Raw genomic sequence first — 22,868 nt, 5'->3', positions numbered from 1 at the left:
CATCGATGTGAAACCCCCGGTTCTGCGGGCAGAGAGGACGGTCGATTCTGGTGACTACCACCGGTGACCGCGCGCATACCGAGTTTCCACCCGAGCCCCCGGGCGAGGACTTCGGCCGTCAGCCCCCGCACGACATGGCTGCCGAACAGTCCGTCCTCGGCGGCATGCTGCTCAGCAAGGACGCCATCGCCGACGTGGTGGAGGTGCTGCGTCCCGGCGACTTCTACCGCCCCGCCCACCAGGCCGTCTACGACACCATCCTCGACCTGTACGGTCGCGGCGAACCCGCCGACCCCGTCACCGTCGCCGCGGGCCTCGACCGTCGTGGCGAACTGAAACGCATCGGCGGCCCCGCCTACCTGGTCACCCTCACCCAGACCGTCCCCACCGCCGCCAATGCCGGCTTCTACGCCGAAATCGTCGCCGAGAAGGCCATCCTGCGCCGCCTGGTCGAGGCGGGCACCCGCATCGTCCAGTTCGGCTATGCGGGCGCCGACGGCCAGGACGTCGCCGAGGTCGTCGACCGCGCCCAGGCCGAGATCTACGAGGTCACCGAACGCCGCACCACCGAGGACTTCACCCCCCTAGAAGAACTCCTCCAGCCGACGATGGACGAAATCGACTCCATCGCCTCCCGAGGCGGACTCTCCCTCGGCGTCCCCACGGGCTTCACCGAACTGGACGAGCTCACCAACGGTCTACACCCGGGTCAGATGATCATCGTCGCGGCCAGGCCTGGCGTCGGCAAATCGACCCTGGGAATGGATTTCATGCGTAGTTGCTCGATCAAGCACGGCATGGCCAGTGTTATTTTCTCGCTCGAAATGAGCCGGACCGAGATTGTGATGCGTCTGCTCTCGGCCGAGGCGAAGATCAAGCTGGGCGATATGCGGTCGGGCCGGATGAGTGATGACGACTGGACGAAGCTCGCGCGGCGGATGAGTGAGATCAGTGAGGCGCCGCTGTTCGTGGATGATTCGCCGAACCTGACGATGATGGAAATCCGGGCGAAGGCGCGGCGGCTCAAGCAGCGTCATGACCTGAAACTCGTTGTGGTGGACTACCTGCAGCTGATGAGCTCGGGCAAGAAGGTCGAGTCCCGGCAGCAGGAAGTCTCGGAATTCTCGCGTCACCTCAAGCTGCTCGCCAAGGAACTCGAAGTTCCCGTGATCGCGATCTCCCAGCTGAACCGTGGTCCGGAACAGCGAACCGACAAGCGCCCCATGGTGTCCGACCTCCGCGAGTCCGGCTCGCTCGAGCAGGACGCCGACATGGTCATCCTGCTGCACCGCCCGGACGCGTTCGAACGTGACGACCCACGCGGCGGCGAGGCAGACCTCATCGTCGGCAAGCACCGTAACGGTCCGACAGCCACGATCACCGTCGCGCACCAGCTGCATTTGAGCCGGTTCGTGGATATGGCACGGGGCTGATTTTTTGCAAGAGGCTCCGAGCGATGTGCTGCGTATCGCGCGCCGGGCATCCGTCGGTCTGCTCGCTCTGGCATTTGCCGCGGCCTGCGCTCCCCCAACCAGTCATGAACCGCTCGCACCCACCTCGACCTCACGAGGTCATGCGCCCCAGGCCAACAACTCGTGTGATGCTCACGCTGCCTCAGGCCGGGTGTTCGCGGTCGGGTCCTCACCTCATCATGGGTTCGAACTGCTGGTTCCAGAATTGCCGGGGTGGGTACGCAACGAAGTACCCGATACGGGGAGCGACGGCCTGTCTCTCTGGCGTAGGGATCGGGTCCCGAAGAGCTTCGCCGCACCCACGGCGATGGTCACCATCTCCATTTCCGGCCCGTCAGCGACCGAGGAGGATGCTCTCGAAAGCCTCCACAGGAAGTCGAATCTCCCCCCTGGCCAACTGATTCAGGTCGATGAGCCCATCGCTCCCTGCGGCCGGAACGGGCGGCGTGTCGTCGGCACTTTTACCAACTCGTCGGAAGACTGGTGGGAAGACCGACGTCAAATCGTATGCAGCTGTGGCGGCGGTGTCATGACGATCCAACTGACCGGTCGAACCAAGGTGACCGACCTGGAAAACCTAGGACCTGACATCGCCACCATCCTCGATGGATTCGAAATCCTCGCGGATACCTAGTCCTACGGCTGATCGGTGCGCGGGGGGTCGTCGCGCGCACCGACCTACCGCTTCCTCGGCGCCGCCACTACCAGCGTGATGATCAGCACGAACGCAACCAATGCTGTTCCGGTGCGCAGGAAGTGGAAGATGTCCCAGCGGGTGAGCAGGGTGGTGTAGTCGGCGGAGACACCGTTGCGCGCCCAGTCGTTGATCCGGTGGTTGATCGGCACGTTGCCGAGGCGGGTGATCAGGAACGAGCCGATCACGAAGACTGTTGCCGCAGCGGCGAGTAGACGTTCGCGGTGGGCTGACACCACGGCGAGGACGAGGCAGCTCAGTGCGGCCACGGCCATGGTGAGTTGCATGCTGATGCTGTTGTTGCGCATCAGCTCGGTGTGGAATTCGAGGCGCATCTGTAGCGGCACCCGGTGGAACGTCGGGATCAGATTCGCGGCGCCGTAACCGAAGGCGCCGACGAGTAGGCCGGTGGCGAGCAAGGCGAGCGCACGCAGCAATGCGAATTTCATCGGGTCACGACTTTCGGAGCGAAGGGACGCAACGTTTTTCGGCGGTGCGCTTACCCAGAAGATATCTACAGCCAGGCTGCGCGACTGGTGAAGTCGAAGGGGTCGCCATCGATGCACCAGGAGATGATCCGGTCGGGTGGATGCGGATCAGAACAGGATCAGTGCGGTGCACAGGGCGGCGATGGCGGTGAACTGCAGGGTTACCCGGTATTTCAGGATGCTGTCCCACTTGTCCTGCAGTGCACGGGCATCGGCGGGGATGATGCCGCTCAGGGCGGCGGCGGTCTGCCGGGAATTGATCGGCTTGGCGATGCGCACGTAGAGGGCGAGCCAGGTGAGTAGCGCGGCTACCGCGAGACCTGCCGCCACGGCGGCGCCGAGTTGGCCGGCGAGCAGCGCGATCAGCAGGGTGAGTACGGCGGTGACGATGCCGCCCGCACCGACGACCGGCATCCGTTTGTCGCCGTAGTAATGCCCCCACCCCGCACTCACCGTCACGGTCGCGTCGTCGAGCTTCCGGTAGACCGACCGCATGATCACCGCCCCGCAGACGTCGGTGCCGTAGACGACGGCATTGGCGAGTACGGCGACGGTGGCAATGATCTGGCCGGTGACAACAAGCATTTTCGGCTTCCCTTCCTGGGGCTTTCTCGTATGTCCGAGAATGCGCGCCGGGGTTTGGAAGGCACTAGGAGCGGACTTGGAAACGGCGGACGCCCCCGTGTCAGCGGGCGTGTAGGTCGGGTGTCAGGGCGGTGTCAGGAGGTGGCGTGACAGTGGTTCTCGTAACGGCGAGAACGAACTGGAAGGCAAGAGTGATGACTGCTCAGGGAACAAATCGGGGTAATGCGTGGAGCGGCATGGTCGAGGTGGACGACACCGCGTTGGCCGTGACCGACACCGGTGGCGACGGTATTCCGGTGATCTACCTGAACGGGCAGTTCGCTACCCAGGGTTACTGGAAGAAGACCATCGCCGAACTGGGTGACGGCTTCCGGCACATCACCTTCGACGAGCGGGGGCGCGGGCGGAAGTCCAAGACGTCCACGGACTACTCGTTCGAGGCGGCGGTGCGGGATGTGGATGCCGTGCTCGCGGCCAGGGGCGTGGAGCGGGCCATTGTCGTGGCGTGGTCCTATGGCGCGGTCGTGGGAGCGCATTGGGCGCAACGGAATCCGGAGCGGACCATCGGGGCGGTGCTCGTGGACGGCGCGTTTCCGTACGACTGGCTCGATGACGCGATGGAGCAGCGGATCCGGAAACTGTTCAAGCGGTTGAACTGGGTGATGCCGTTGCTGCGGCCGACGGGGTTGACGCCGCGGTTGTCAGCGGCCGAGCAGGCCGAGAGCAATATCGAGCTCGGGAAACTCTCGCGGGAGAGTGCGCTGGGTCCGGTGCTGGACGCGATCACAGTTCCGGTGCGGTATGTGATCGCTTCGGGAACGTCGTTCGGCAGCAAGAAGGACGAGCAGGAGAAGATCCGCAAGGGGTTGGATTCGGCTGTCGCCCGCAACGAGAACATCGAGCTCGGGGCGAAGGTGCCGAGCAATCACGGTGCGATCCTGCGCAAGGATTTCCGGGCGATCGCGGATTCGGTGCGCGAAATCGCCGGATGAGGCCGACGGGGCCGGGAAGCGACAGACTTCCCGGCCGGGCCGGTCAGGAGTTGACGCGCTCGGTGGGGTCGTCGTCGGGAGAACCCTTGCGGCGCATCCGCTTGACCACTTCGACGACGATCGGCAGCACGGAGACGGCGACGATGAGCAGGAAGATCAGGTCGACATTGTCACGGACCACGGCGATCTGCCCGAGCAGGTAACCGAGGTAGGTGACGCCCGCGCCCCACGCAACACCGCCGATCACGTTGTAGAGCGCGAAGGTGCGGTATCGCATGGCCGACGCGCCGGCCACGACGGGCGCGAAGGTACGCACGATCGGGACGAAGCGGGCGAGCACGATGGTGATCGGTCCGTGCTTTTCGAAGAATTCGTGGGATTCGTCGATATAGCGCTTCTTGAAGAACCGGGCGTCGTTGCTCTTGAACAACGCGGTCCCACCGCGCGCGCCGATCACGTACCCGACCTGGTCGCCAAGGATCGCGGCGACGGGGATCAGCACGAGCAGCACCCCGATCGGCGCGAACGGTTCGATCTCGGTCGACTTCGACGCCGCGATCAACCCGGCGGTGAACAGCAGGGAATCGCCGGGCAGCAGCGGGAACAGCAAACCGGACTCGATGAACACCACCAGCAGCAGCCCGGCGAGCATCCAGGTGCCGAAGGAGTTGAGCAGGTTCACCGGGTCGAGGAAGCCGGGCAGCAGCGCGAGGTGCACGGTGTCGGCCGGGAGGTGCGAGGTCATAGTCCTACCTGGGGATGACGGGTCGGTTCACGTCGTAATTGTTCCATTCGGACGCTATCACCCGGGCCGCGCCACCACTCTCACCGCGATAGCGAGCCCGCATGACCACGGAAATAGGGGCATACGTCCCCGTACGCCGCAGTAACGATCTTGCAGGTGGGGGCGACATGGTTCGTGACATGCGGCCCGTCGGGGGGCCTGCCCACCTGTAGGTCGTTCGAACGGGATCAACATATGAATCTGCGTGCGTTTCTCGCGAAACATCGCATCGCTTCTGCTGTTGCCGCGCCTGCGGCGTTGGGGGTCGCGGCCATCGTCGCCGCGTCGTTCGCGGTGACATCGAAGCCCGCCTCCCCCGAATACACCCTCACCACATCGGTGACCGAGTGCCGCGAGATGGTGACCATCTCGGTGGCCGGACGCAACGACACCCCGGTCGAGGGCACCACCGCCATGCTGCTCGACGCCAACGGCAACCCGCTGCCCGCCGCGCTGTCGGGCGACCACAGCAGTGTGTGGGTCGACCCGGTGGTGAACGCGCCACGTGACGATCTGGCCGAAGGCGAGTACGCGGCGGTGTACATCGCGTACCCGGCCGACATGTCGACCTACGAGGACGCGGTGAACGCGGGTGTCGCCAACACCGAGCGGGTGATGCGGGAGATCTCCGCGGCGTGCCCGGACACCAAGTTCTCCATCGTCGGCTACAGCGAGGGCGCCGACGTGGTTCGCCGCGTCGCCGAGAGCATCGGCAACGACGACCCGGCGGACGGCTACGGAGTGGTCGACCCCGACGACGTGCTCGGTGTGGTGATGTTCGCCGATGCCGGCCGCGGAGCGGGTGAGGGCCCGTTCATCGGCGCCGAGGACCCCTTCGCCAACCCGGACGGTTTCGACCAGAAGTACCAGGACGGCACGAAGCCGATCTCGGGCAAGGGCGTCACCACGGGCGGCGACTTCGGCGCCCTCAACGGCAAGATCGCCTCGTTCTGCTCCGAGGGCGACCTGACTTGTGCCGCGCCGGAGAACATTTCGCTGCTGCAACTGGCCGCCAACGTGGGCAGGCAGATCAATGTCGACGATCTGCAACGCGACGGTCTCACCCCGGCGACGGGCCAGGACATGGCGTTCACCCTGGGCCGGATCGCGATGGCCGCCTTCTCCGATATCGCCGCGAACCCCAATTGGATGGCCAGCGACGAAACCTTCCTCGATGTGCTGCTGAAGGTGTCGGACCCGGATTACAAGCCGGGTGAGACGAAGGCGCCGGCGAAGGCGGACACGATTGCGGCCGAGAAGATCTCGCCGCTGGCGTACCTGCCGCAGAAGGTGTTCAACGAGATCGTCGGGCTGATCGTGACGAACCAGAACACCATCCCGGTGGCGCTGAGCGATCCGTACCAGCTCACCCTCGGCCCCAACGGCACCGGTCATCACTTCGACTACTGGCGCGATTCCGATGCGGCCAACGGTAAGCCGCTGACCTCGGCGGAGTACGCCGCCGCCTGGCTGACACACCTGGCCAAGCAGGCGCAGGCGGGCGAGACGGTGGACGCGAAGTCGGCTCCGGAGGACTCCGATGTGACGGCCGCGCTCGCCGCGCCGACCAAGCCTGCGACCACGACCACCTCGGCGGCGCCGAGCACGTCGAAGGCCGCCGAGCCCACGTCGAGCACGTCGAAGGCGGCGACCAGCACGTCGAAGCCGTCGACCACCGTCGAATCGTCGACCGTCGCACCGTCCACCACGACGGCCCCGCAGACCACCACCGAAGAGCCGGCGACCAACCAGGCCGCCGCCCCGGAAACCACCACCCAGGCGCCCGCGCCGAGCACAACGGTGGCTCCGACCACAACGGTCGCGCCGAGCACCACTGTCGCGCCGTCCACCACCGCGACGAACTGATCGACGCCGAAGAACCCGGTGTGACCTCGTGTCGCACCGGGTTTTTCGTGTCCGCGCCCGCCGGGAACGCACCGACATCGCGGTCCGACGCGCCGATCATGGTGACTGTGACGGGCCTCGGTGCAATGATCGGCGGGTGACTCAGTGGCTCCCACTCCTCGGCTCGCTCCCCGTCGCCGGCGCAGTTCTGGTCGGCGTGATCGCCAACAACCGAACCCACCGCGATGCACTCGCGGCGGCCGACGAGCGTGGCAGGCAGGCGCTCGACGCCGCGCAACGCCATGTCGAGCTGTCGAACATGGTCGGTGACCAACGCGATCACGAGGCGTGGCGGCGCGAGGCCGTGCTCGCCGCGGTCGCTTCGATCCTGGAGACCTCGGCGTCGGTGCGGGCCGATCTGGCCAGCTGTGGCGATTGGGAACTGCTGACGACCGAGGAGATCGACAATGCGGGCGCGCAGATCCACAAGCTGATCTGGGGTGGCCCGAGCGGGATGCTCACTCGATTGCGGGTGGTTGCCCATCGCCGCATCCCCAACAAGTGTGAAGACCTGTTGCGCACGCTCACCGTCGCCCAGCACATCACCATGCAGCGCCTGAAACTCCACATCGATGTGGAGGCGACGGTCGAGGAGCTCGAGGAGATGGCGTCGCTGTGGCAGAAGGCGATGCGGCATGCGGCCGAGCAGGAGCGGGCGCTGGTGGAGACCACCCGGATCGAACTCGGGATCGAGATCGCCTCGAAAACCGTAGGCGCGGAACCGGCTCCGGCACCTGCTCGCGTGGTTGCCGAAACCCAGTCGCCGACAGCCCATTCCGACGCAGCCGAATCCGTGGAGCAGGAGCAGCAACCTTCCGTGCCACCGCAATCCGCTGACCCCCAGGCCCAACCCGAACAGGTCACCGAGACTCAGCCGATCGCGGAATCACCGCACCCGACCGACGCACTGGACAACGATCCGCGCGACGCGGCCGACCCACGCGAAGCCGAAACGGTCAGGGCCTGATCCGCCTTCGCATGCGAGACCGACGGGCGCACTGATTCGCGGCTCGGTGTGCTCGTCCGGACCGCTGTTTCCCAGTACGAGGTGAAGCAGTGGTGCGCTGTGGAAGTTCGGCAGGGTCGCGACGTTCGGCTGACGTCACCCGTACCACCGGGTAGCGTGGATACATACGGCACGCAGGGGTGCCGTACCCGACAGCGTGGTCGATCATCTGAAATCTTTGCCATCACCTGTCGTCAGGGGGCGATCTCGCATGGATCTCATAGCGCCGTTGGATGCGCTGTTCTTGCTCGCGGAATCTCGGGAACACCCGATGCACGTCGGGTCACTGCAACTGTTCGAACCGCCCGAGGATGCCGGGCCGGACTATCTTCGCGAACTGCGCGAAACGCTACTGGCCGACAACACCGTTCGGCCCACCTTCAGCAGGCGGCCCGCCACCTGGCTGGGTGCTCCGCAGCTGGCGTGGACCCAGGACGACGAGGTCGACCTGGATTATCACCTGCAGCACAGCGCACTGCCCGCGCCCGGCGGGATGGACCAGCTGCTCGACCACGTCTCGACCCTGCACAGCGCGCTGCTCGACCGGCACCGCCCGATGTGGGAGATGCATTTCATCGAAGGTCTGGCCGACGGCCGCTTCGCGTTGTACGCGAAGATGCACCACGCGTTGATCGACGGGGTCTCCGCCCAGCGGATCATGCAGCGCACCCTCACCACCGACCCGTTCGCGACCGAGGTGACCGTGCCGTGGAACCTGCCGCGCAAGGAGCGCACACCGCGAACCCAGGAGCCGAAGACGGGATTGCTCGGAGCGCTGTCGTCGGCGAGTTCGTCGGCGGCCGCGCTGCTGAAAGCCACCCGGACCGGACTGCTCGAGCAGCAGCTCACCCTGCCGTTCGAGGCGCCGCGCACCCTGCTGAACGTGCCGATCGGTGGCGCCCGTAAGTGCGCGGTGCGCAGCTGGTCGTTGGATCGGCTCAAGCAGGTGAAGAAGGCGACCGGCACCACCCTCAACGATGTGGTGCTCGCGATGTCGGCCGGCGCGCTGCGCGCATACCTGCTGGAGCACAGCGCCTTACCGGACAAGCCGCTGATCGCGATGGTTCCGGTGTCGTTGCGCGACGAGGACGACCTCGACACGCAGGGCGTGAAAGTTGCTGCGCTGCTGTGCAATCTCGGTACCGATATCGAGGACCCGGCCGAACGCCTTCGGGTGGTGAGCGATTCGATGCGGCGCAACAAGCAGGTGTATCACGGTCTCGGCCCGTTGCAGACGCTCGCCGTGTCCGGGGCGGTGGTGAGCCCGATGGCGGCGATGCTGCTCCCGGGCTTCGCGTCGATGACGGCGCCGCCGTTCAACATCGTCATCTCCAATGTGCCAGGTCCGCGCGAATCGATGTACTGGAACGGCGCGCGGCTGGACGCGGTCTTCCCGCTCTCCATCCCACTGGACAGCCAGGCCGTGAACATCACCCTCACCTCCAATGCCGACAACCTCGATTTCGGCCTGGTCGGCTGCCGCCGCACCCTGCCCGACCTGCATCGATTGCTCGACCACCTGGAGGATTCGCTGTCGGCACTGGAGGACGCGGCACTCTAGAAATTGGGCATTCTCCACCAAACTAGAACGTGTTACAGTTCGGTATGCGTACCGAATTCTGCGAACAGCTCGGCATCGAATTCCCGATCTTCGCCTTCACCCACTGCCGCGACGTCGTGGCGGCGGTGAGCAATGCGGGCGGACTCGGGGTGCTCGGCGCGGTCGGCTTCACCGCCGAACAGCTCGAGGTGGAGCTGGCTTGGCTCGATGAACACGTCAACGGCATCTACGGCGTCGACCTGGTGATCCCCTCGAAGTACGAGGGCAAGGGTGTCGACGGCCTGACCCCCCGAGCAGCTGGAAAAGCAACTGGCGCAGATGGTTCCGCAGGGCCATCGCGACTTCGCCCAGCAGATCCTCTCCGACCACAACGTGCCGCCGCTGCCCGACGGCGAACACCACAACGAGCTGCTCGGCTGGACCGCGACCACCGCCGGCCCGCAGGTCGACGTCATCCTGAACCACCCCAAGGCCAAGCTCGTCGCCAACGCACTCGGCACCCCGCCCGACGATGTCATCAAGCGCATCCAGGACTCCGGCCGGGTGATCGGCGCGCTGTGCGGTTCGGTGAAGCACGCGATGAACCACAAGGCCGCGGGCCTGGACTTCGTGGTATGCCAGGGCACCGAGGGCGGCGGGCACTGCGGCGAGGTGTCCTCGCTGGTGCTGTGGCCGCAGGTGATCGAGGCGATCGGCGACACGCCGGTGCTGGCGGCCGGTGGTATCGGCAACGGAGCGCAGGTCGCGGCGGCGCTGGCGATGGGCGCGGCGGGTGCGTGGACGGGCTCGCTGTGGCTCACAGTCGAGGAGGCCAATGTGCCACCCGCGCAGATGGAGACCTACCTCGAGGCCGACAGCCACTCCACCATCCGCTCGCGGTCGTGGACGGGCAAGCCGTGCCGCATGCTGCGCAACGACTGGACCGACGCCTGGGAATCGACCGACACTCCCGACCCGCTGCCGATGCCGCTGCAGATGATGGTGGCCCTCGACGGCGTCAAGCGCGGACACCGCTACCCCGAGGCCGCCAAGGACGTGAACTTCAATCCGGTGGGCCAGGTGGTCGGCATGATGAACAAGGTGGAGCGCAGTGCCGACGTGATCGAGCGACTGGTGAACGAATACGTCACCGCGTGCGATCGGCTCAGCACTCTCAACTCCTGACCGTCCGGATGCCGGTAGGTTGCCGGCGCCACACCGTGTCAGCGGCACTGCTCGCCTAGACTCGCGGTATCTCACCCAGGTGCACAGTGCCCAACGGTTGCGGACGGCGGTGACATGGCTTCCGAACACAGGATCAGCACGTGGGCGGCGGCGCGCAAGCGAGTCGCCGAGGCAGTGGCGACCACCCGCGCGCAGTACCCCGGCCGGCCGGCGCCGGTGGACGACCCACCGGTACCGGCCGATCTGCTGAACCTGCTGTGCCGCCTCGGCGTGGCGCTGGTCGGCTCGGGCGAGACCTCCCAGGGTGTGCAGCAGATCCTCGACCGGCTGTCCAAGCGATACGCCACCGACAACATCCATTTCATGGTGCTGCCCACGGCGGTGTTCGTGCGCGTTCGCACGCACGAGGGATCCGCGGTCGACATGCTCGACGCGCGGGTCGGCACCCTGCCGCTCGACCAGATCGCCGGGCTCTACAAGCTCATCGACAAGATCGAGCAGGACGCGCCGCCGCCGGCCGAGGCATCGGCCGACCTCGACAAGATCCTGTCGGCGAAACCGGGCAGTCCGCCGTTGGTGATCCTGCTCGGTCACGTGGTGCTGACAGTCGGTATCGGCATGATGCTCAATCCCGGGGCGCGGGCACTGGTCGGGTACGTGGTGCTCGGGCTGATCGTCGGGTTGCTCACCCAGCTGGCCGACCGATTCCGGCTGTTGAAGTCGTCGTTGCCGGTGGTCGCGGCGGCCGTGGTCGCGATGCTGTCGTTCGGGTTCCCCGGCGCGCTGGCCGGTGGTCAGCCGCAGCAGTTGCTGATCCCCGCCGTGGCGACGCTGCTGCCCGGGGCCATGCTCACCAACGGCACGATCGAGCTGTCGACCGGGTCGATGGTGGCGGGGGCCAGCCGGCTGGTCTACGGCATCAACATGCTGTTCCTGTTGGCTTTCGGGCTGTTCGTCGGTATCAGTCTGCTCGGGCAGTTACAGACGGTTCCGGTGAGTTCGGCCCAATTGGGTTGGTGGGCACCACTGCTCGGGGTGCTGCTGATCGGGTACGGGCATTCGTGGCGGTCGAGCGCGCCGCAGAATTCGGTGGGCTGGCTGCTGCTCGTCCTCTACATCACCTATCTCGCGCAGTTCGCCGGAAAGGCGCTGTCGGGCCCGCTGACCGGCACGTTTCTCGGCGGTCTCGTCGCCGTGCCCGCGGCCTATCTGATCCGGAACCGCAAGAACGCACCGCCGACGCAGGTGGCTTTCCTGCCCGCGTTCTGGATGCTCGTGCCCGGCGGCATCAGCCTCACCGGCATCTCGGAGCTGGTGCTGCGCACCCATGGTGGTGCCGCGAGCGGCGGACTGGAAGTGATTGCCTCGGCATTGCTGTCGGTGATGTCGATCGCGCTCGGCGTGATGGTCGGTTCGGGCCTGCGGGCCTCCTACCCGCCGCACGTCGGACCGATCCTCGATTCGATCGTGCCGAGAGCGCACCTGCCGTGGCATCACACGGCCGACGCGCGGCACGCCGCCGACGCCCGCCGCCACGGCGACCCAGACAGCTCAGGCTGATTCGGCCTCGGCCGCAGGGGCGGTGATGCCGAGCAGATCGTCGAACCGGGCGATCACCTTCTCGTGGTACAGCGCGAAAAGGTCGACGAACAGGGCCGATTGCGCCTCTGTCGGCTCGGAGCCCGACTCCCACACCGCGAGCAGCGCACGCCAGACGAGCACGTGCAGGTCGGCGGCGACGGCGAAGTAGGCGGTGACCGCCTCGGGCACCTCGGCGACCATGTCGCCGATCGTGTTGAGCACCGCGCGCTGCATGCTCATCCCGAGCGCACCGAGTATCCGCCGGATCAGGGCGATCTCGGTGGCGATGATGCGCGGATAGTCGGGCACGGTGTGGCGGGCGAGCGCCTCCAGCTCGTCGACGGTTGCGGCGAAGTCGCGGTGGTCGAGCGTTTTCGCCGCGCCGGTGTAGGTGAGCAAGGCCTCGAGCACGATGCCGCGTTCCACCTCGACGATGTCGGCGAACATCTCCGCCGCGATATCCGGCGCCGACAGGGAGAAGCGGAACAGGTGCCGGTAGGCGTCCATCCCGCCTTCGGAACGCACATCGCGAATGGTGAAGCCCTTGCCGCGGCGCGCCTCGACGAAGCCGTAGGACTCGAGCCTGCCGAGGGTGAGCTGGGCGGTGGCCCGGTTCATCCCGAATTCGTCCGCGACCTGGCGCACCGAGGGCATCAGCTCGCCCGGCCGGTACTCGCCGGTGGCGACACGGCGGGCCAGCTCGTCGGCGACGTCGGCGACCACCGTCCGGGATCCCATCGAAGAAACACCTCTCGGTCATGATCCGGCTACGTCCCAGACAGCTTAGGCGCTGGACACGACGCTTGGCACGGTCGGCAATCCTCGCGGTGATTCCCCACCCCGGCCGATCAGCAAACCGATCCGACCGACCGGCATGTTCAGCGACCGGCAGGCAACCGACGATTCGGGCAGCGAGAATTCCCGATTCGGCTGCGCGCGGATCAGACAGCGTTGCGCCGCATCGTGATTGAATGCGCACGTATCGGCGGGACCCCAGACTCTGGAGGATGCGTTGAAGCAGATTCATTTCGTCGCGTGTGCGGTCGCCGCGCTCACCGTGATCGCCGGAACTTCCGGCTGTGGTGAGGACTCCGGCAATCGGTCCGCACACCCGAGCAGCACCGTCGCGCCGACCACATCGGCCCAGGTGATCGCCCCGCCGAGTGAGATCGTCGAGTCGACCCGCGCAGCGGCATCGAGCACGACCAGGGCGACTGCCACCGCGTCGAGGACCACGAGCGCGGCCCCCGACGAGCCCGTCGAGGACGTGGACTGCGGGCCGGTCACCGACGCTGTCGGCGGCACCCGCACGGTGATCGCCGTCGGCTCGCCTGCGGGCCGACCCGGCTGCACCGAGGCGATCGACGTCGCCGCCACCTACGTGACGACGATCCAGCCGTCCGACGAGCTCGAGGTCGACGGCTGGAGCTGCCGCGCCCAGCCCGACCCGGCCGTCCCGTCGGTCTGCGAGAAAGACGGGCTCACCATCGCGCTGCGGGCGAACTAGATCATGTTCTTCTCGCCCATCCAGCGCATGATCGGCCAGCCGAGCGCCACCGGGATCCAGCAGGTGAGCACGCGATAGAGCAGCACGGCCGGCACCGCGATCTCGGCGGGCACCCCGAAGGCGGCCAGACCACCGATCAGGGCCGCTTCCACCGCGCCGACACCGCCGGGGGTCGGCGCGGCCGAGGCGAGGGTGCCGCCGATCATGGTGACGATCGTGACGGCCACGAAATCGGTTCCGCCACCGAAGGCCTCGACGCTCACCCACAGCACGAATGCCTTACCGAGCGTGATCACCGCCGACCCGCCGACGATCACGGAGAACCGCATCGGGTTGCGGGCGAGCGCGACGACCTCGCCCACCACCTCCCGGATCTGCGGCCACACCGAATGGTTCACCCAGCGGCGCAGTTTCGGCACGAACATGAACGCGCCGATCAACCCGACGCCCACCCCCGCGGCCAGGTACAGCACGGTGGCGTCGGGCACGATGTGGGCGAGGTTGGTCGAAGTGCCAGCGACGACACTGAACACGACGAGCAGCACCAGGTGGGTGAGCACCTGCATGGACTGCTGCAGGGCGACAGCGCCGGTGGCCCGCGCGGTCGACATGCCCGCCTGCACGAGGAACCGCACGCTCAGGGCGAGTCCGCCGACACCGGCCGGGGTGGTGGTGGCGACGAAGGTGTTGGCGAACTGTTCGAGGAACAGGTCACGGACCCGGACCAGCCCATCGGCACAGGCGCCGAGCGCGGCCGCCGCGCCGACGTAGGTGAACGCGGTGATGACCAGACCGAGCAGCGCCCACCACCAATTCAGGGTGCGCAGCTGGCTGAAGAACGTGGGCACCTGGCTGAAGAACGGGTAGGCAACGTAGACGAGCGCGACGAGCAGCACCAGCTGGATCACCTGATTGCGGGTGAACCGGGTGAGCTGTTCGGAGCCGATGCGGTCGTGACCGGTCTGCTCCCGCACCTCTTCCCGCGCGGTGGCCATCACCTTGGCCCACTTCGGCACCGTCTTGCGGATGCCCGCCGGCATGGCCGATTTGGTGAGCCTGCCCGCGGCGGTGACGACGGCGCTCTCGCCGAGTACGGCGACGGCCGCCGACACGGCCTCGTGCTTGCCGAACAGCGCGGTGGTCGACACGAGCAGCTGCGCGATATCGGTTTGGCGCTGGGAGTCCGACGCCCCGAATTCGGCGGCGGCGAAACCGTTGAACAGGGTGTCGCCCTGGCACATTCGCACATGATCGGGGCGCAGGTCGCCGTGGCTGATCTGGTTGTCGTGCAGGCGGACCAGCGAGCGCCACACCCCGGGCAGCACCTGCGCGGAGAGCTTGCGCAAGGGGGTGCCGCGAGGGACGGTGTGCGCGTACAGCATCCAGCCACGGTTCAGGCTCGCCACCGCGACCTGATGCGCCGAGGCCATGCCGAGATCGCCGATGGCGATACCGAGCAGCGCTCGATGTTCCACCGCGCGGTGCAGCGAGCCGTGTAGTGGCGCGGTCTCGCTGGAGCGGAAGGTGAGCCAGCGCCACAGCTGGCGGATGGCACCGAAACTGCGCTGGTTCTTGCCGTACAGCTCGACGATGAGTTCGGATTCGGGCCCGTCGACGGCGGTGGCGAGCAGCAGCGGCCCGCGACCGGCGGGGCGGACCACCCGGAACGAGTTCACCGTGTAGCCGCGTTCGGCCAGCACCCGCACGGCGGCGTCGAGGGGCACCTCGAGTGCGGGTGTGCCGACCAGCCAGACGATCACGGCGCCGACCAGCCAGCCGACGACCAGACCGAGCATCGCCCGCGCGGGCACCACCGAACTCACCACCAGGTGGATCGGCGCGAACATCAGCAGCAGAAACCACATCCAGCGCCTCGGCCGCACCGGCAACCACGGGCTCGACACGGTGAGCATGGCGGCGAGCATCGCGATCCAGCGCGGATCGTCGAGGAACTGGGAAAGGAACGTGTCGAACCGGTCGGGCACCGGCAGATGCCATTTGGGCGTGGAGATGCCCGCCCCGGTGATCGACAGGGCCAGCACCGCGAGCAATCCCGCCGCGCCGTAGCCGAACAGCAGTTTCCACTGCCGGCGCACCACGAGTTCGATGAAGATGGCGAACGGCAACGCCAGGATGAGCATCCCGTAGATCAGATAGACCAGCGTCGACTGCTCGGGACTGAGGAAGTCGACGATCTTGGCGACGGACCGTTCCAGCGCCAGCCATTCGGGCCGGGTGATGAGCGAACCCGCCACCACGACGCCGACGCCCAACGACGCCGCGACCACGCGGACGATGTCACTCGTCCGCCTGATCCTCGGCTGCAGGAGACTCCCCGTGACCGGGATCTCCCGCCCGTCGACTCGCATGAGCCGCACGATACACACCGACACGCCGTGGAACCGCCGTGACATCACCCAATCTCGTAGTCGCCTTTGACCAGCGTGAACCGGGTCACAGACCGTCACATTACGACGCCGCGTCCCGTCCAGGAAGCAAGGAACTACCTCATCGGAAGGAACGATCATGCAGGTTCTGCTCGCCGGGGCGACCGGTGCCATCGGGCGCCCTCTGATCCGCGCACTCACCGCCCACGGGCACACTGTCACCGCCATCGTGCGCAACCCGGCCAACCACGGGCTGGTTCGCGAACTCGGTGCCGAACCCCTCACCGCCGATGTCCTCGACCGCGACGCACTGCTGCGCGCGCTGGACGGTCTGCGCGCCGACGCGGTGATCCATCAGGCCACCGCGCTGCGCGATGCCAAGCCCCAGCGCCGCATCCCCGCCGACGATCCGACCGGCCTGTTGCGCACGGTCGGTTCCGCCCATCTGCTCGAGGCGGCCGAGCTGGTCGGTGCGCGGCGCTTTCTCACCCAGTCGCTGATCCTCGGCTACGGCTACCGCGACCACGGCACGGTTCCGCTCACCGAACGCGACACGTTCGGCGTGTACGACGGCGGCGTGGCCGACGAAGTCGTGCGGGCGTGCGTGTCGGCGGAGGAGCAGGCGTTCGCGGCGCCCGGCCTCGAGGCGATCGCGTTGCGCTACGGGCTGTTCTACGGTCCGGGCGCGTTCAGCGACCTCTTCGGCGACATGATGCGCAAGCATCAGCCGGTGGGCCCGCGCGGAGAGGGCGGGGTGAACAGCTGGCTGCACACCGAGGACGCCGCCGCCGCGACGGTGGCCGCGCTGGAACGCGGGGTCGCCGGTCGCGCCTACAACCTGGCCGACGACACCCCGATCACCTGGGGTGAGTTCTTCCGCCTGGTGCGGCACAGCAAGCAGGCGCCGCGGCCGATCCGGTTGCCGCTGTGGCTGATCCGGCTCGGTGTGCCCTATATCGCCGCACTGATGGGTGATACGTCGATGCGGATATCCAGCGAACTCGCGCACGCGGAATTGGGTTGGCAGCCCAAGTATTCCAGCGTCGCCGAAGGACTCGCGGCCCGTTGACCTGCTCGCGCGGTCAGGATGCGGCGACGCGGGCGTTGACGGCGGCGCGGTCGTGGGCGGGGATCACTTCGATCTCCGGCGGCAGGGCGTGCAGGCGGTGGATGGTCTCGAACGCGGCGGTGCGGTCGTGGTCGACGAAATCGCCGGGAATCGGCGCCTTTTCGCGGATCAGTTCGATCTGCCGCCTGCTCCACACCGCGTCGCCCGCCAGCAGCACACGGCTGCCGTCGTCCACGGCCAGGAGTACGCCGACGCTGCCGGGCGTGTGGCCGACCAGGTCGACGATGAGGACCGAACCGTCGCCGAACAGGTCGTGGCTGCGACGGAAGGTGAGTACCGGTGGGCCGTCGAGGTCGTACAGGTCGAACACCCGTCCACGCAGCGGGCCACGCGCCACGGCGAACGGCGCACCGGAATCGCCCATGGCCCAGCGGTATTCGGCTCCCGGCACGCGGATCGGCACCCAGCCGGGCAACTCGTAGAGCCCGGAGACGTGATCCCAGTGCAGGTGGGTCGGTAGCACGAAGTCGATGTCGGCGCCGGTGAGTTCGTGGTCGGCGAGCGCCTCACTCAGGCCGCGCACGGGGTCGTCGAGGGCGACCACGTGCGCGATGGGGAAGGCGAGTTCGGGCAGCACCCGCTGGTGCACACCGGCACAGAGGGCGGGGTCGACCAGGAAGGTGGCCTCGGGGTGGCGGATCAGGAAGGCCGACATGGTGAGTGGTGTGCAGCGCAACGTCCGGGTACCCTCGACGACCGCCGCGGTCGGTGCCGACAACTCGGCCTGGGTGAGCGCGGCGAGCGAGACGGTGTGCCGGGCCGGTGGCAGCGGCGCCTGCTCGAGTGCGGCGAGGAAGCGGGTGTCGGCGCCGCGCGGCCACAGCAGCCGTGGGCCCGAGGCGATCGCGGCGACACCACAGGTGAGAAGCGTCGTCAACATAGCTCTGTGCTCACCCATGAGTGCCACCGTAGGCGATGGCGGCGACGACCGACTACCGCAATGATTCCGCATCCACATCCAGCGAATACCGGGCTATCAGTCGATGCGTCCCATCAGCCGGTCCGTCTCGCGGCGTTCGCGTTTCGTCGGCCTGCCCGCACCACGATCGCGGCGCGGCAAGGTGGCCAGGACTTCCTTCGGTGGGGGCGGTGGACTGCGGTCGATCAGGCACTGGGCGGCCACGGGTGGGCCGACGCGCTTGTGGATGATCTGCTCGACCACGACGATGCGTTCGGTCCCGGCATGCCGGATCCTGATCTCGTCACCGCGACGCACCGGCTGGGCCGGTTTCACCGTCACCCCGTTGACGCGCACGTGCCCGGCGCGGCAGGCATCGGCCGCCGCCGACCGGGTCTTGAACAGACGAACCGACCAGGTCCACGCATCGATGCGGGCCTGGTCGGGTGATCGTTGTTCCGCTGGGGACACCCCTTAGACGATACGGCGTGCCGTTACGACGTCGTCGGCGGAGAGCTGGGTGTAGGACACCGGGGTGCCCGACTGCACGGCGTTCAACAGCTGGCCGTTGCCCGCGTAGATGCCGACGTGGCCGCCACCGTTGGTGATGACGATGTCACCGGCCTGCAGGTTGTCGAAGGACACGGGCGCACCCACGTGGGACTGCTCGAAGCTGGTGCGGGGCAGCTCGACACCGGCCTGGCGGTAGGCCCACTGCACGAGACCGGAGCAGTCGAAGCTCGACGGGCCCGCGGCGCCCCAGTTGTAGGAGGCGCCGAGCTTGCTGCGCGCGGCGTCGAGGGCGATGTTGCCCGCCGACTGCTGCTGCTGCTCGAAGGGGTTGTCGAACTGCACGCTCGGCAGCTGCGGCGCGGCCTGGCCCTGCGGGGCGACCATGGACTGCAGCTGCTTTTCCACCTGCTGGGCGGGCTGTTCGAGTTCGGGCGGCAGATCGAAATTGCCGAGGCCCGGAATGTTGATCGTGGCGGCCTGCGAAATCGCTGGCATCGCACCGGTTGTGGCGGCCACCGCACCCATGACGAGTGCACCCTTGACGGAATTCGGCAGACGAGAATCCCGCTGCAAGCTGTGTTTACCCACCGAGACGAGTCTCCGATCTTGCTGCTCACCCGCCGCGCTGTCGTGTTCGCTTGGGAAACACGACTATTCGGCGGTGACCCGTGGCGCCGCTTCTCTGACGAAGCGACAGACTCCACTAAGTCACGAGAAGATTACGGCCTGTGATCCACGGTGTCCAGCGGTGCCCGCAAGTTGTTTTCCCGCTGCAGCCAAAGCCCTGTTCAGCGCGCTGCCACGGCGTGTCGAGAGGGATAACGGTCCGGTCTCCCGATGTCGCGCGGTCTCCCGATGTCACTGCCCGTCGCGGTCGCGCAGCGCCTGTTCGAGTTCGGCGATGCGGCTGCGGGCATCGGCGAGGTCGGCCTCGAGGCGGCCCAGCGCCGCGACGACCGGACCGATGGCGATGTGGGCGACGGCCTCCACGGGGTTCATGTCGCCGGTTCCCGCCGCGAGGGCTGCCAGCACGCCACGCTTGATGGTGTCGGCCCGGTGCGCGCCGGGTGGCACCCGCCAGCCGGCGACGACCTGGGCGGGCGTCAGGTAGACCGGTGACGTGGCGTCCTCGTCTCGCGATGGTTGCTCCGAGCTTGGCTCCTCGAACATCGGGCTCCGTTCTTTCTCGGGTTCGCTAGCAGTATCTAGGACACGGCACAGAGTTACCGAGATTCTGCCGTGCACACGCGCTACGGTTGCCAGGCATGGACCCCGTGCGCAATCCCTATGCTCCCGGCGCCGGTCAGCGTCCGCCCGAATTGGCCGGGCGCGACAAGCAACTCGCCGCCTTCGACATCGTCCTGGAACGGGTGGCACGCGGGCGGCCCGAGCGCAGTGTGATGCTCACCGGGCTGCGTGGAGTGGGAAAGACCGTGCTGCTCAATCAGCTTCGGTCGGCCGCGGTGTCGCGCGGCTGGGGTACCGGCAAGATCGAGGCACGGCCCGATCAGGATCTGCGCAGGCCGCTGTCCTCGGCGCTGCACATGGCGGTGCGCGCGGTCGCGATGGCGCATCGCAATCCGGAACAGGTCGACGATTTCCTCGGCATCCTCAAGGCTTTCGCGTTGCGCGCCACCGCCGACAAGGGCATGCGGGAACGCTGGCAGCCTGGTATCGATGTGCCCGCGGTGACCGGCCGGGCCGATTCCGGCGATATCGAGATCGATCTGATCGAGTTGTTCAAGGAGGCCGCGGCGCTCGCCGCCGCGATCGGCGTGGGCATCGGCATATTCATCGACGAGATGCAAGATCTGGGGCCCGCCGATGTGTCGGCGATCTGCGGCGCCTGCCATGAATTGAGCCAGGATGCCGCGCCGTTGATCGTGGTCGGTGCGGGTCTGCCGCACCTGCCCGCGGTGCTGTCGGCCTCGAAGAGCTATTCCGAGCGTCTGTTCAGCTATCACCGCATCGATCGGCTCGACCGGGAGTCGGCGGATCAGGCGCTGATCGCGCCCGCCGAGCGTGAGGAGGTGAAGTTCACCTCCGAGGCGCTCGATTCGCTGTACCAAAGGGCCGACGGTTACCCGTATTTCGTGCAGGCGTACGGGAAGGCGGCCTGGGACCAGGCGCCCGAGAGCCCGATCACGGCCGAGGACGTGGCCGTGGCCTCCCCCGCCGCCGAGGAGGAACTCGCCGTCGGCTTCTTCGGTTCGCGCTACGAACGCGCGACCCCCGCGGAGCGCGAGTACATGCGGGCGATGGCCGATCTGGCCGGGGACGACGGCCCGGTCGCCACGGCCGCGGTCGCCGCCGAGCTGGGCCGTAAGCCCGCCTCGGTCTCCCCTGCCCGCGACGGGCTCATCAAGAAGGGCCTGATCTACTCCGCCGAGCGCGGGACGATCGGCTTCACCGTTCCGCATTTCGGGCGCTATCTGCGCAGCGTATAGAAATATTCACCTCTATAGTCATTTCACTAGATATCGATATAAGTGGCTGACGAAGGCCCTCTCGACACTCGTCTTCGGGTTTCTGGATGAAACCCTAGATTCCTTTAGAGCTTCCTGCGATCACGAGAACGGCCACCCCGGAGTCTTTTGCGCATCGGCTGAATAACGCGAGGCATGCCCGGTTAACGCCAGGGCTACCTAGGTCGAAACACCACCACAGCCCGCGCACGCAGTCGACCAGGAGGCCCAGCCCATGGACACCACAACGGCCGAGGCCCGCCGCTGCACCGTCGTCGCCGACGACGGCACGCCGATCGCCACCCGCACCTACGGGTCCCCCGACGCCCCCATGACCGTCGTCTTCGTGCACGGCCACTGCCTGCACACCGAATCGTGGGCCCGCCTGCGCGAACAGCTGCACACCCGCTGGAGTTCCGACACCAAGATGGTCTTCTACGACCACCGCGGCCACGGCGAATCCGGCCACGCCCACCACGACACCTACACCATCGACCAGCTCGCCGCCGACCTCGACGCGGTGCTGCGCACGATCGCACCGGCCGGCCCGGTGGTGCTGGTCGGGCACTCGATGGGCGCGATGGTGCTGCTCGCCTACGCCCGGCTGTACCCGGAGACCATCGGTACGCGGGTCACCGGCGTCGGCCTCATCGCGGGCGCGGCGGGCGGGCTCACCGAGCTGGGTCTCGGCAGACTGCTCAACCGGCACGCCGTCGCCTCCCTGCAGCGTGCGGTGGTCCACGCGCCACGGGTGATGCAGGCCTCGAAGCGCCTGTCACGCTGGGTGTTCGGGCCGCTGATCCGCGAGGGCCGGGAGCGCACCCGCACGACGGCGATCGCCACGGCGATCCTCAACGAGACCGCCCTGCTCACCATGGCGGGCTTCCTGAACTCGCTGCTCACCTTCGACGAGGCGCACACCCTGCGCCGCTTCGGCGACCTGCCCGCGCTGGTGCTCGCCGGATCCGCCGACCTGATGGTGCCGTTCACGCATTCGATCGCGCTGGCCTCGGAACTGGCCGGTGCCGAGCTGGTACGGATCGAAGGTGCCGGTCACAGCGTGATTCTCGAACACGCCGAGGAGGTGGCCCACGCCATCGCCGCGCTGGTGGAGCGCTCCGGTGTGAGCATTCACAACCGCTACGCCATCGCGGGCTGACATCCAACAGTTATCCGACGGCAACCGCCGAATCCCCAGCAACTTCGGGCGTAAACCGAAAAGATCAGTTACTGTGGTGGAGATCACGTTGTGTGGTGAGTCACACGGCTCGGTGCAGTGCGGCCCGGGAGCTTTTCGGGCGTGCCCGTGATCCGGCGAGTCGGTATGCCCGCCATATACCCAGGAGGTAACGATGACACGCAGCGATATCGCGGAACTGCGCTACGCGGTCGGCCAACTCCGGCAATCGATCGGCGCACTGCGCTCCAACTACGGCGACGCGGCCACCGTGCGCCGGTTGGAGAACGACCTCGAGCGGCTCGTCATCGACGCCGAGGACTTCGAGCAGGCGCCCCCGCCGGAACTGGCCGTACCGCGCCGGGCGGAACCGATCTATGTTCCCGACAGCAAGTCCGACGAGGCGGCCTGGATGGGTGCGCAGGACGAGGGCCTCGGCTTCCACTCGCGGCCCAGGACCAAGTAGGAGCACGACCTCGGCGCGGCAGCCTCCGGGTTGCCGCGCCGATCCCTGTCCGCGGTGCACGGGCCTGACACACTGCCGCGTGTGGCTCGCCCGC

The 22,868-nt window shown here is 67.3% G+C and carries 20 protein-coding genes and 1 pseudogene; 12 read left to right on the top strand and 9 right to left on the bottom strand.

Features of this window, described 5'->3' with window-relative positions:
• Positions 1-50: 50 nt before the first annotated feature.
• On the top strand, positions 51-1,433 hold the full coding sequence (dnaB, locus tag HYG95_RS15270) for a replicative DNA helicase (protein ID WP_181698596.1): 1,383 nt from the start codon (positions 51-53) through the stop codon (positions 1,431-1,433).
• Positions 1,434-2,150: 717 nt separating this feature from the next.
• Here dnaB and HYG95_RS15265 read toward each other — a convergent pair.
• Positions 2,151-2,615 carry a DUF1772 domain-containing protein gene (locus tag HYG95_RS15265; RefSeq protein WP_181698595.1) on the bottom strand — a complete coding sequence of 155 codons (465 nt, stop codon included), beginning with the start codon at positions 2,613-2,615 and terminating at the stop codon, positions 2,151-2,153.
• A 147-nt stretch (positions 2,616-2,762) separates the two neighbouring features.
• On the bottom strand, positions 2,763-3,239 hold the full coding sequence (locus tag HYG95_RS15260; protein WP_181698594.1) for a DUF1772 domain-containing protein: 477 nt from the start codon (positions 3,237-3,239) through the stop codon (positions 2,763-2,765).
• A gap of 236 nt (positions 3,240-3,475) precedes the next feature.
• Between HYG95_RS15260 and HYG95_RS15255 the strand changes: the two genes are divergently transcribed.
• On the top strand, positions 3,476-4,231 hold the full coding sequence (locus HYG95_RS15255; protein ID WP_255495381.1) for an alpha/beta fold hydrolase: 756 nt from the start codon (positions 3,476-3,478) through the stop codon (positions 4,229-4,231).
• Positions 4,232-4,274: 43 nt separating this feature from the next.
• On the opposite strand, the gene HYG95_RS15250 is transcribed toward HYG95_RS15255, so the two are convergent.
• The gene (locus tag HYG95_RS15250; RefSeq protein ID WP_181698592.1) at positions 4,275-4,976 is read right to left on the bottom strand and encodes a VTT domain-containing protein; all 702 of its coding nucleotides are present in this window, start codon (positions 4,974-4,976) and stop codon (positions 4,275-4,277) included.
• A 234-nt stretch (positions 4,977-5,210) separates the two neighbouring features.
• Here HYG95_RS15250 and HYG95_RS15245 point away from each other — a divergent pair, with 234 nt between their 5' ends.
• The 5 genes and pseudogenes from HYG95_RS15245 (at position 5,211) to HYG95_RS15225 (ending at position 12,211) form a co-directional block, all read left to right on the top strand.
• On the top strand, positions 5,211-6,881 hold the full coding sequence (locus tag HYG95_RS15245) for a cutinase family protein (protein ID WP_181698591.1): 1,671 nt from the start codon (positions 5,211-5,213) through the stop codon (positions 6,879-6,881).
• Positions 6,882-7,017: 136 nt separating this feature from the next.
• On the top strand, positions 7,018-7,887 hold the full coding sequence (locus HYG95_RS15240) for a hypothetical protein (RefSeq protein ID WP_181698590.1): 870 nt from the start codon (positions 7,018-7,020) through the stop codon (positions 7,885-7,887).
• Between the two features lie 250 nt (positions 7,888-8,137).
• Complete coding sequence (locus HYG95_RS15235) at positions 8,138-9,487, top strand: wax ester/triacylglycerol synthase family O-acyltransferase (RefSeq protein WP_181698589.1); 1,350 nt, start codon at positions 8,138-8,140, stop codon at positions 9,485-9,487.
• Positions 9,488-9,531: 44 nt separating this feature from the next.
• Positions 9,532-10,651, top strand: a pseudogene (locus HYG95_RS15230) (NAD(P)H-dependent flavin oxidoreductase).
• Between the two features lie 114 nt (positions 10,652-10,765).
• Positions 10,766-12,211, top strand: coding sequence for a threonine/serine exporter ThrE family protein (locus tag HYG95_RS15225; RefSeq protein ID WP_181698588.1), 1,446 nt, complete (start codon positions 10,766-10,768; stop codon positions 12,209-12,211).
• On the opposite strand, the gene HYG95_RS15220 is transcribed toward HYG95_RS15225, so the two are convergent.
• Complete coding sequence (locus HYG95_RS15220; protein ID WP_181698587.1) at positions 12,203-12,970, bottom strand: GntR family transcriptional regulator; 768 nt, start codon at positions 12,968-12,970, stop codon at positions 12,203-12,205. The genes HYG95_RS15225 and HYG95_RS15220 overlap by 9 nt on opposite strands.
• 274 nt (positions 12,971-13,244) lie before the next feature.
• On the opposite strand from HYG95_RS15220, the gene HYG95_RS15215 reads away from it, so the two are divergent.
• Positions 13,245-13,739, top strand: a complete 495-nt coding sequence (locus HYG95_RS15215) for a hypothetical protein (protein ID WP_181698586.1) — start codon at positions 13,245-13,247, stop codon at positions 13,737-13,739.
• Here HYG95_RS15215 and HYG95_RS15210 read toward each other — a convergent pair.
• Positions 13,736-16,108 (bottom strand): lysylphosphatidylglycerol synthase transmembrane domain-containing protein, encoded by a 2,373-nt coding sequence (locus HYG95_RS15210; protein WP_181698585.1) that lies wholly within the window; start codon positions 16,106-16,108, stop codon positions 13,736-13,738. The two genes, HYG95_RS15215 and HYG95_RS15210, sit on opposite strands and share 4 nt — an antisense overlap.
• 157 nt (positions 16,109-16,265) lie before the next feature.
• Here HYG95_RS15210 and HYG95_RS15205 point away from each other — a divergent pair, with 157 nt between their 5' ends.
• Positions 16,266-17,195 carry an NAD(P)-dependent oxidoreductase gene (locus HYG95_RS15205; protein ID WP_181698584.1) on the top strand — a complete coding sequence of 310 codons (930 nt, stop codon included), beginning with the start codon at positions 16,266-16,268 and terminating at the stop codon, positions 17,193-17,195.
• Between the two features lie 13 nt (positions 17,196-17,208).
• Here the strand turns inward: HYG95_RS15205 and HYG95_RS15200 are convergent, their stop codons facing one another.
• From HYG95_RS15200 to HYG95_RS15185, 4 genes are all read right to left on the bottom strand, one after another.
• Positions 17,209-18,153 (bottom strand): MBL fold metallo-hydrolase, encoded by a 945-nt coding sequence (locus tag HYG95_RS15200; protein ID WP_255495378.1) that lies wholly within the window; start codon positions 18,151-18,153, stop codon positions 17,209-17,211.
• A gap of 78 nt (positions 18,154-18,231) precedes the next feature.
• The gene (locus tag HYG95_RS15195; protein ID WP_370465805.1) at positions 18,232-18,624 is read right to left on the bottom strand and encodes an RNA-binding S4 domain-containing protein; all 393 of its coding nucleotides are present in this window, start codon (positions 18,622-18,624) and stop codon (positions 18,232-18,234) included.
• Positions 18,625-18,627: 3 nt separating this feature from the next.
• Positions 18,628-19,191, bottom strand: a complete 564-nt coding sequence (locus HYG95_RS15190) for a C40 family peptidase (protein WP_067497265.1) — start codon at positions 19,189-19,191, stop codon at positions 18,628-18,630.
• A gap of 333 nt (positions 19,192-19,524) precedes the next feature.
• On the bottom strand, positions 19,525-19,836 hold the full coding sequence (locus tag HYG95_RS15185; protein ID WP_255495377.1) for a hypothetical protein: 312 nt from the start codon (positions 19,834-19,836) through the stop codon (positions 19,525-19,527).
• A gap of 95 nt (positions 19,837-19,931) precedes the next feature.
• Here HYG95_RS15185 and HYG95_RS15180 point away from each other — a divergent pair, with 95 nt between their 5' ends.
• The 3 genes from HYG95_RS15180 to HYG95_RS15170 all read left to right on the top strand — a co-directional run bounded on the left by HYG95_RS15180 (position 19,932) and on the right by HYG95_RS15170 (position 22,774).
• The gene (locus HYG95_RS15180; protein ID WP_067497266.1) at positions 19,932-21,113 is read left to right on the top strand and encodes an AAA family ATPase; all 1,182 of its coding nucleotides are present in this window, start codon (positions 19,932-19,934) and stop codon (positions 21,111-21,113) included.
• Between the two features lie 253 nt (positions 21,114-21,366).
• The gene (locus HYG95_RS15175; RefSeq protein WP_181698583.1) at positions 21,367-22,290 is read left to right on the top strand and encodes an alpha/beta fold hydrolase; all 924 of its coding nucleotides are present in this window, start codon (positions 21,367-21,369) and stop codon (positions 22,288-22,290) included.
• Between the two features lie 193 nt (positions 22,291-22,483).
• Positions 22,484-22,774, top strand: coding sequence for a hypothetical protein (locus HYG95_RS15170; protein WP_067497270.1), 291 nt, complete (start codon positions 22,484-22,486; stop codon positions 22,772-22,774).
• Positions 22,775-22,868: the final 94 nt, after the last annotated feature.

The organism is Nocardia sp. GTS18 (assembly GCF_013839555.1).
Lineage (GTDB): Bacteria > Actinomycetota > Actinomycetes > Mycobacteriales > Mycobacteriaceae > Nocardia > Nocardia rosealba.
Note: the sequence above shows the minus strand (reverse complement) of the source record. Positions and strands in the feature narration are given on the sequence as shown.

What these genes read in the sequence shown, in the direction of transcription:
- HYG95_RS15255 (WP_255495381.1), top strand. Translation starts at nt 3,476, where the DNA reads ATGGTCGAGGTGGACGACACCGCGTTGGCCGTGACCGACACCGGTGGC.
- HYG95_RS15170 (WP_067497270.1), top strand. Translation starts at nt 22,484, where the DNA reads ATGACACGCAGCGATATCGCGGAACTGCGCTACGCGGTCGGCCAACTC.
- HYG95_RS15175 (WP_181698583.1), top strand. Translation starts at nt 21,367, where the DNA reads ATGGACACCACAACGGCCGAGGCCCGCCGCTGCACCGTCGTCGCCGAC.
- HYG95_RS15220 (WP_181698587.1), bottom strand. Translation starts at nt 12,970, where the DNA reads ATGGGATCCCGGACGGTGGTCGCCGACGTCGCCGACGAGCTGGCCCGC.
- HYG95_RS15200 (WP_255495378.1), bottom strand. Translation starts at nt 18,153, where the DNA reads ATGGGTGAGCACAGAGCTATGTTGACGACGCTTCTCACCTGTGGTGTC.
- HYG95_RS15250 (WP_181698592.1), bottom strand. Translation starts at nt 4,976, where the DNA reads ATGACCTCGCACCTCCCGGCCGACACCGTGCACCTCGCGCTGCTGCCC.
- HYG95_RS15185 (WP_255495377.1), bottom strand. Translation starts at nt 19,836, where the DNA reads ATGTTCGAGGAGCCAAGCTCGGAGCAACCATCGCGAGACGAGGACGCC.
- HYG95_RS15235 (WP_181698589.1), top strand. Translation starts at nt 8,138, where the DNA reads ATGGATCTCATAGCGCCGTTGGATGCGCTGTTCTTGCTCGCGGAATCT.
- HYG95_RS15205 (WP_181698584.1), top strand. Translation starts at nt 16,266, where the DNA reads ATGCAGGTTCTGCTCGCCGGGGCGACCGGTGCCATCGGGCGCCCTCTG.
- HYG95_RS15245 (WP_181698591.1), top strand. Translation starts at nt 5,211, where the DNA reads ATGAATCTGCGTGCGTTTCTCGCGAAACATCGCATCGCTTCTGCTGTT.
- HYG95_RS15265 (WP_181698595.1), bottom strand. Translation starts at nt 2,615, where the DNA reads ATGAAATTCGCATTGCTGCGTGCGCTCGCCTTGCTCGCCACCGGCCTA.
- HYG95_RS15180 (WP_067497266.1), top strand. Translation starts at nt 19,932, where the DNA reads ATGGACCCCGTGCGCAATCCCTATGCTCCCGGCGCCGGTCAGCGTCCG.
- HYG95_RS15210 (WP_181698585.1), bottom strand. Translation starts at nt 16,108, where the DNA reads ATGCGAGTCGACGGGCGGGAGATCCCGGTCACGGGGAGTCTCCTGCAG.
- HYG95_RS15190 (WP_067497265.1), bottom strand. Translation starts at nt 19,191, where the DNA reads ATGGGTGCGGTGGCCGCCACAACCGGTGCGATGCCAGCGATTTCGCAG.
- HYG95_RS15225 (WP_181698588.1), top strand. Translation starts at nt 10,766, where the DNA reads ATGGCTTCCGAACACAGGATCAGCACGTGGGCGGCGGCGCGCAAGCGA.
- HYG95_RS15260 (WP_181698594.1), bottom strand. Translation starts at nt 3,239, where the DNA reads ATGCTTGTTGTCACCGGCCAGATCATTGCCACCGTCGCCGTACTCGCC.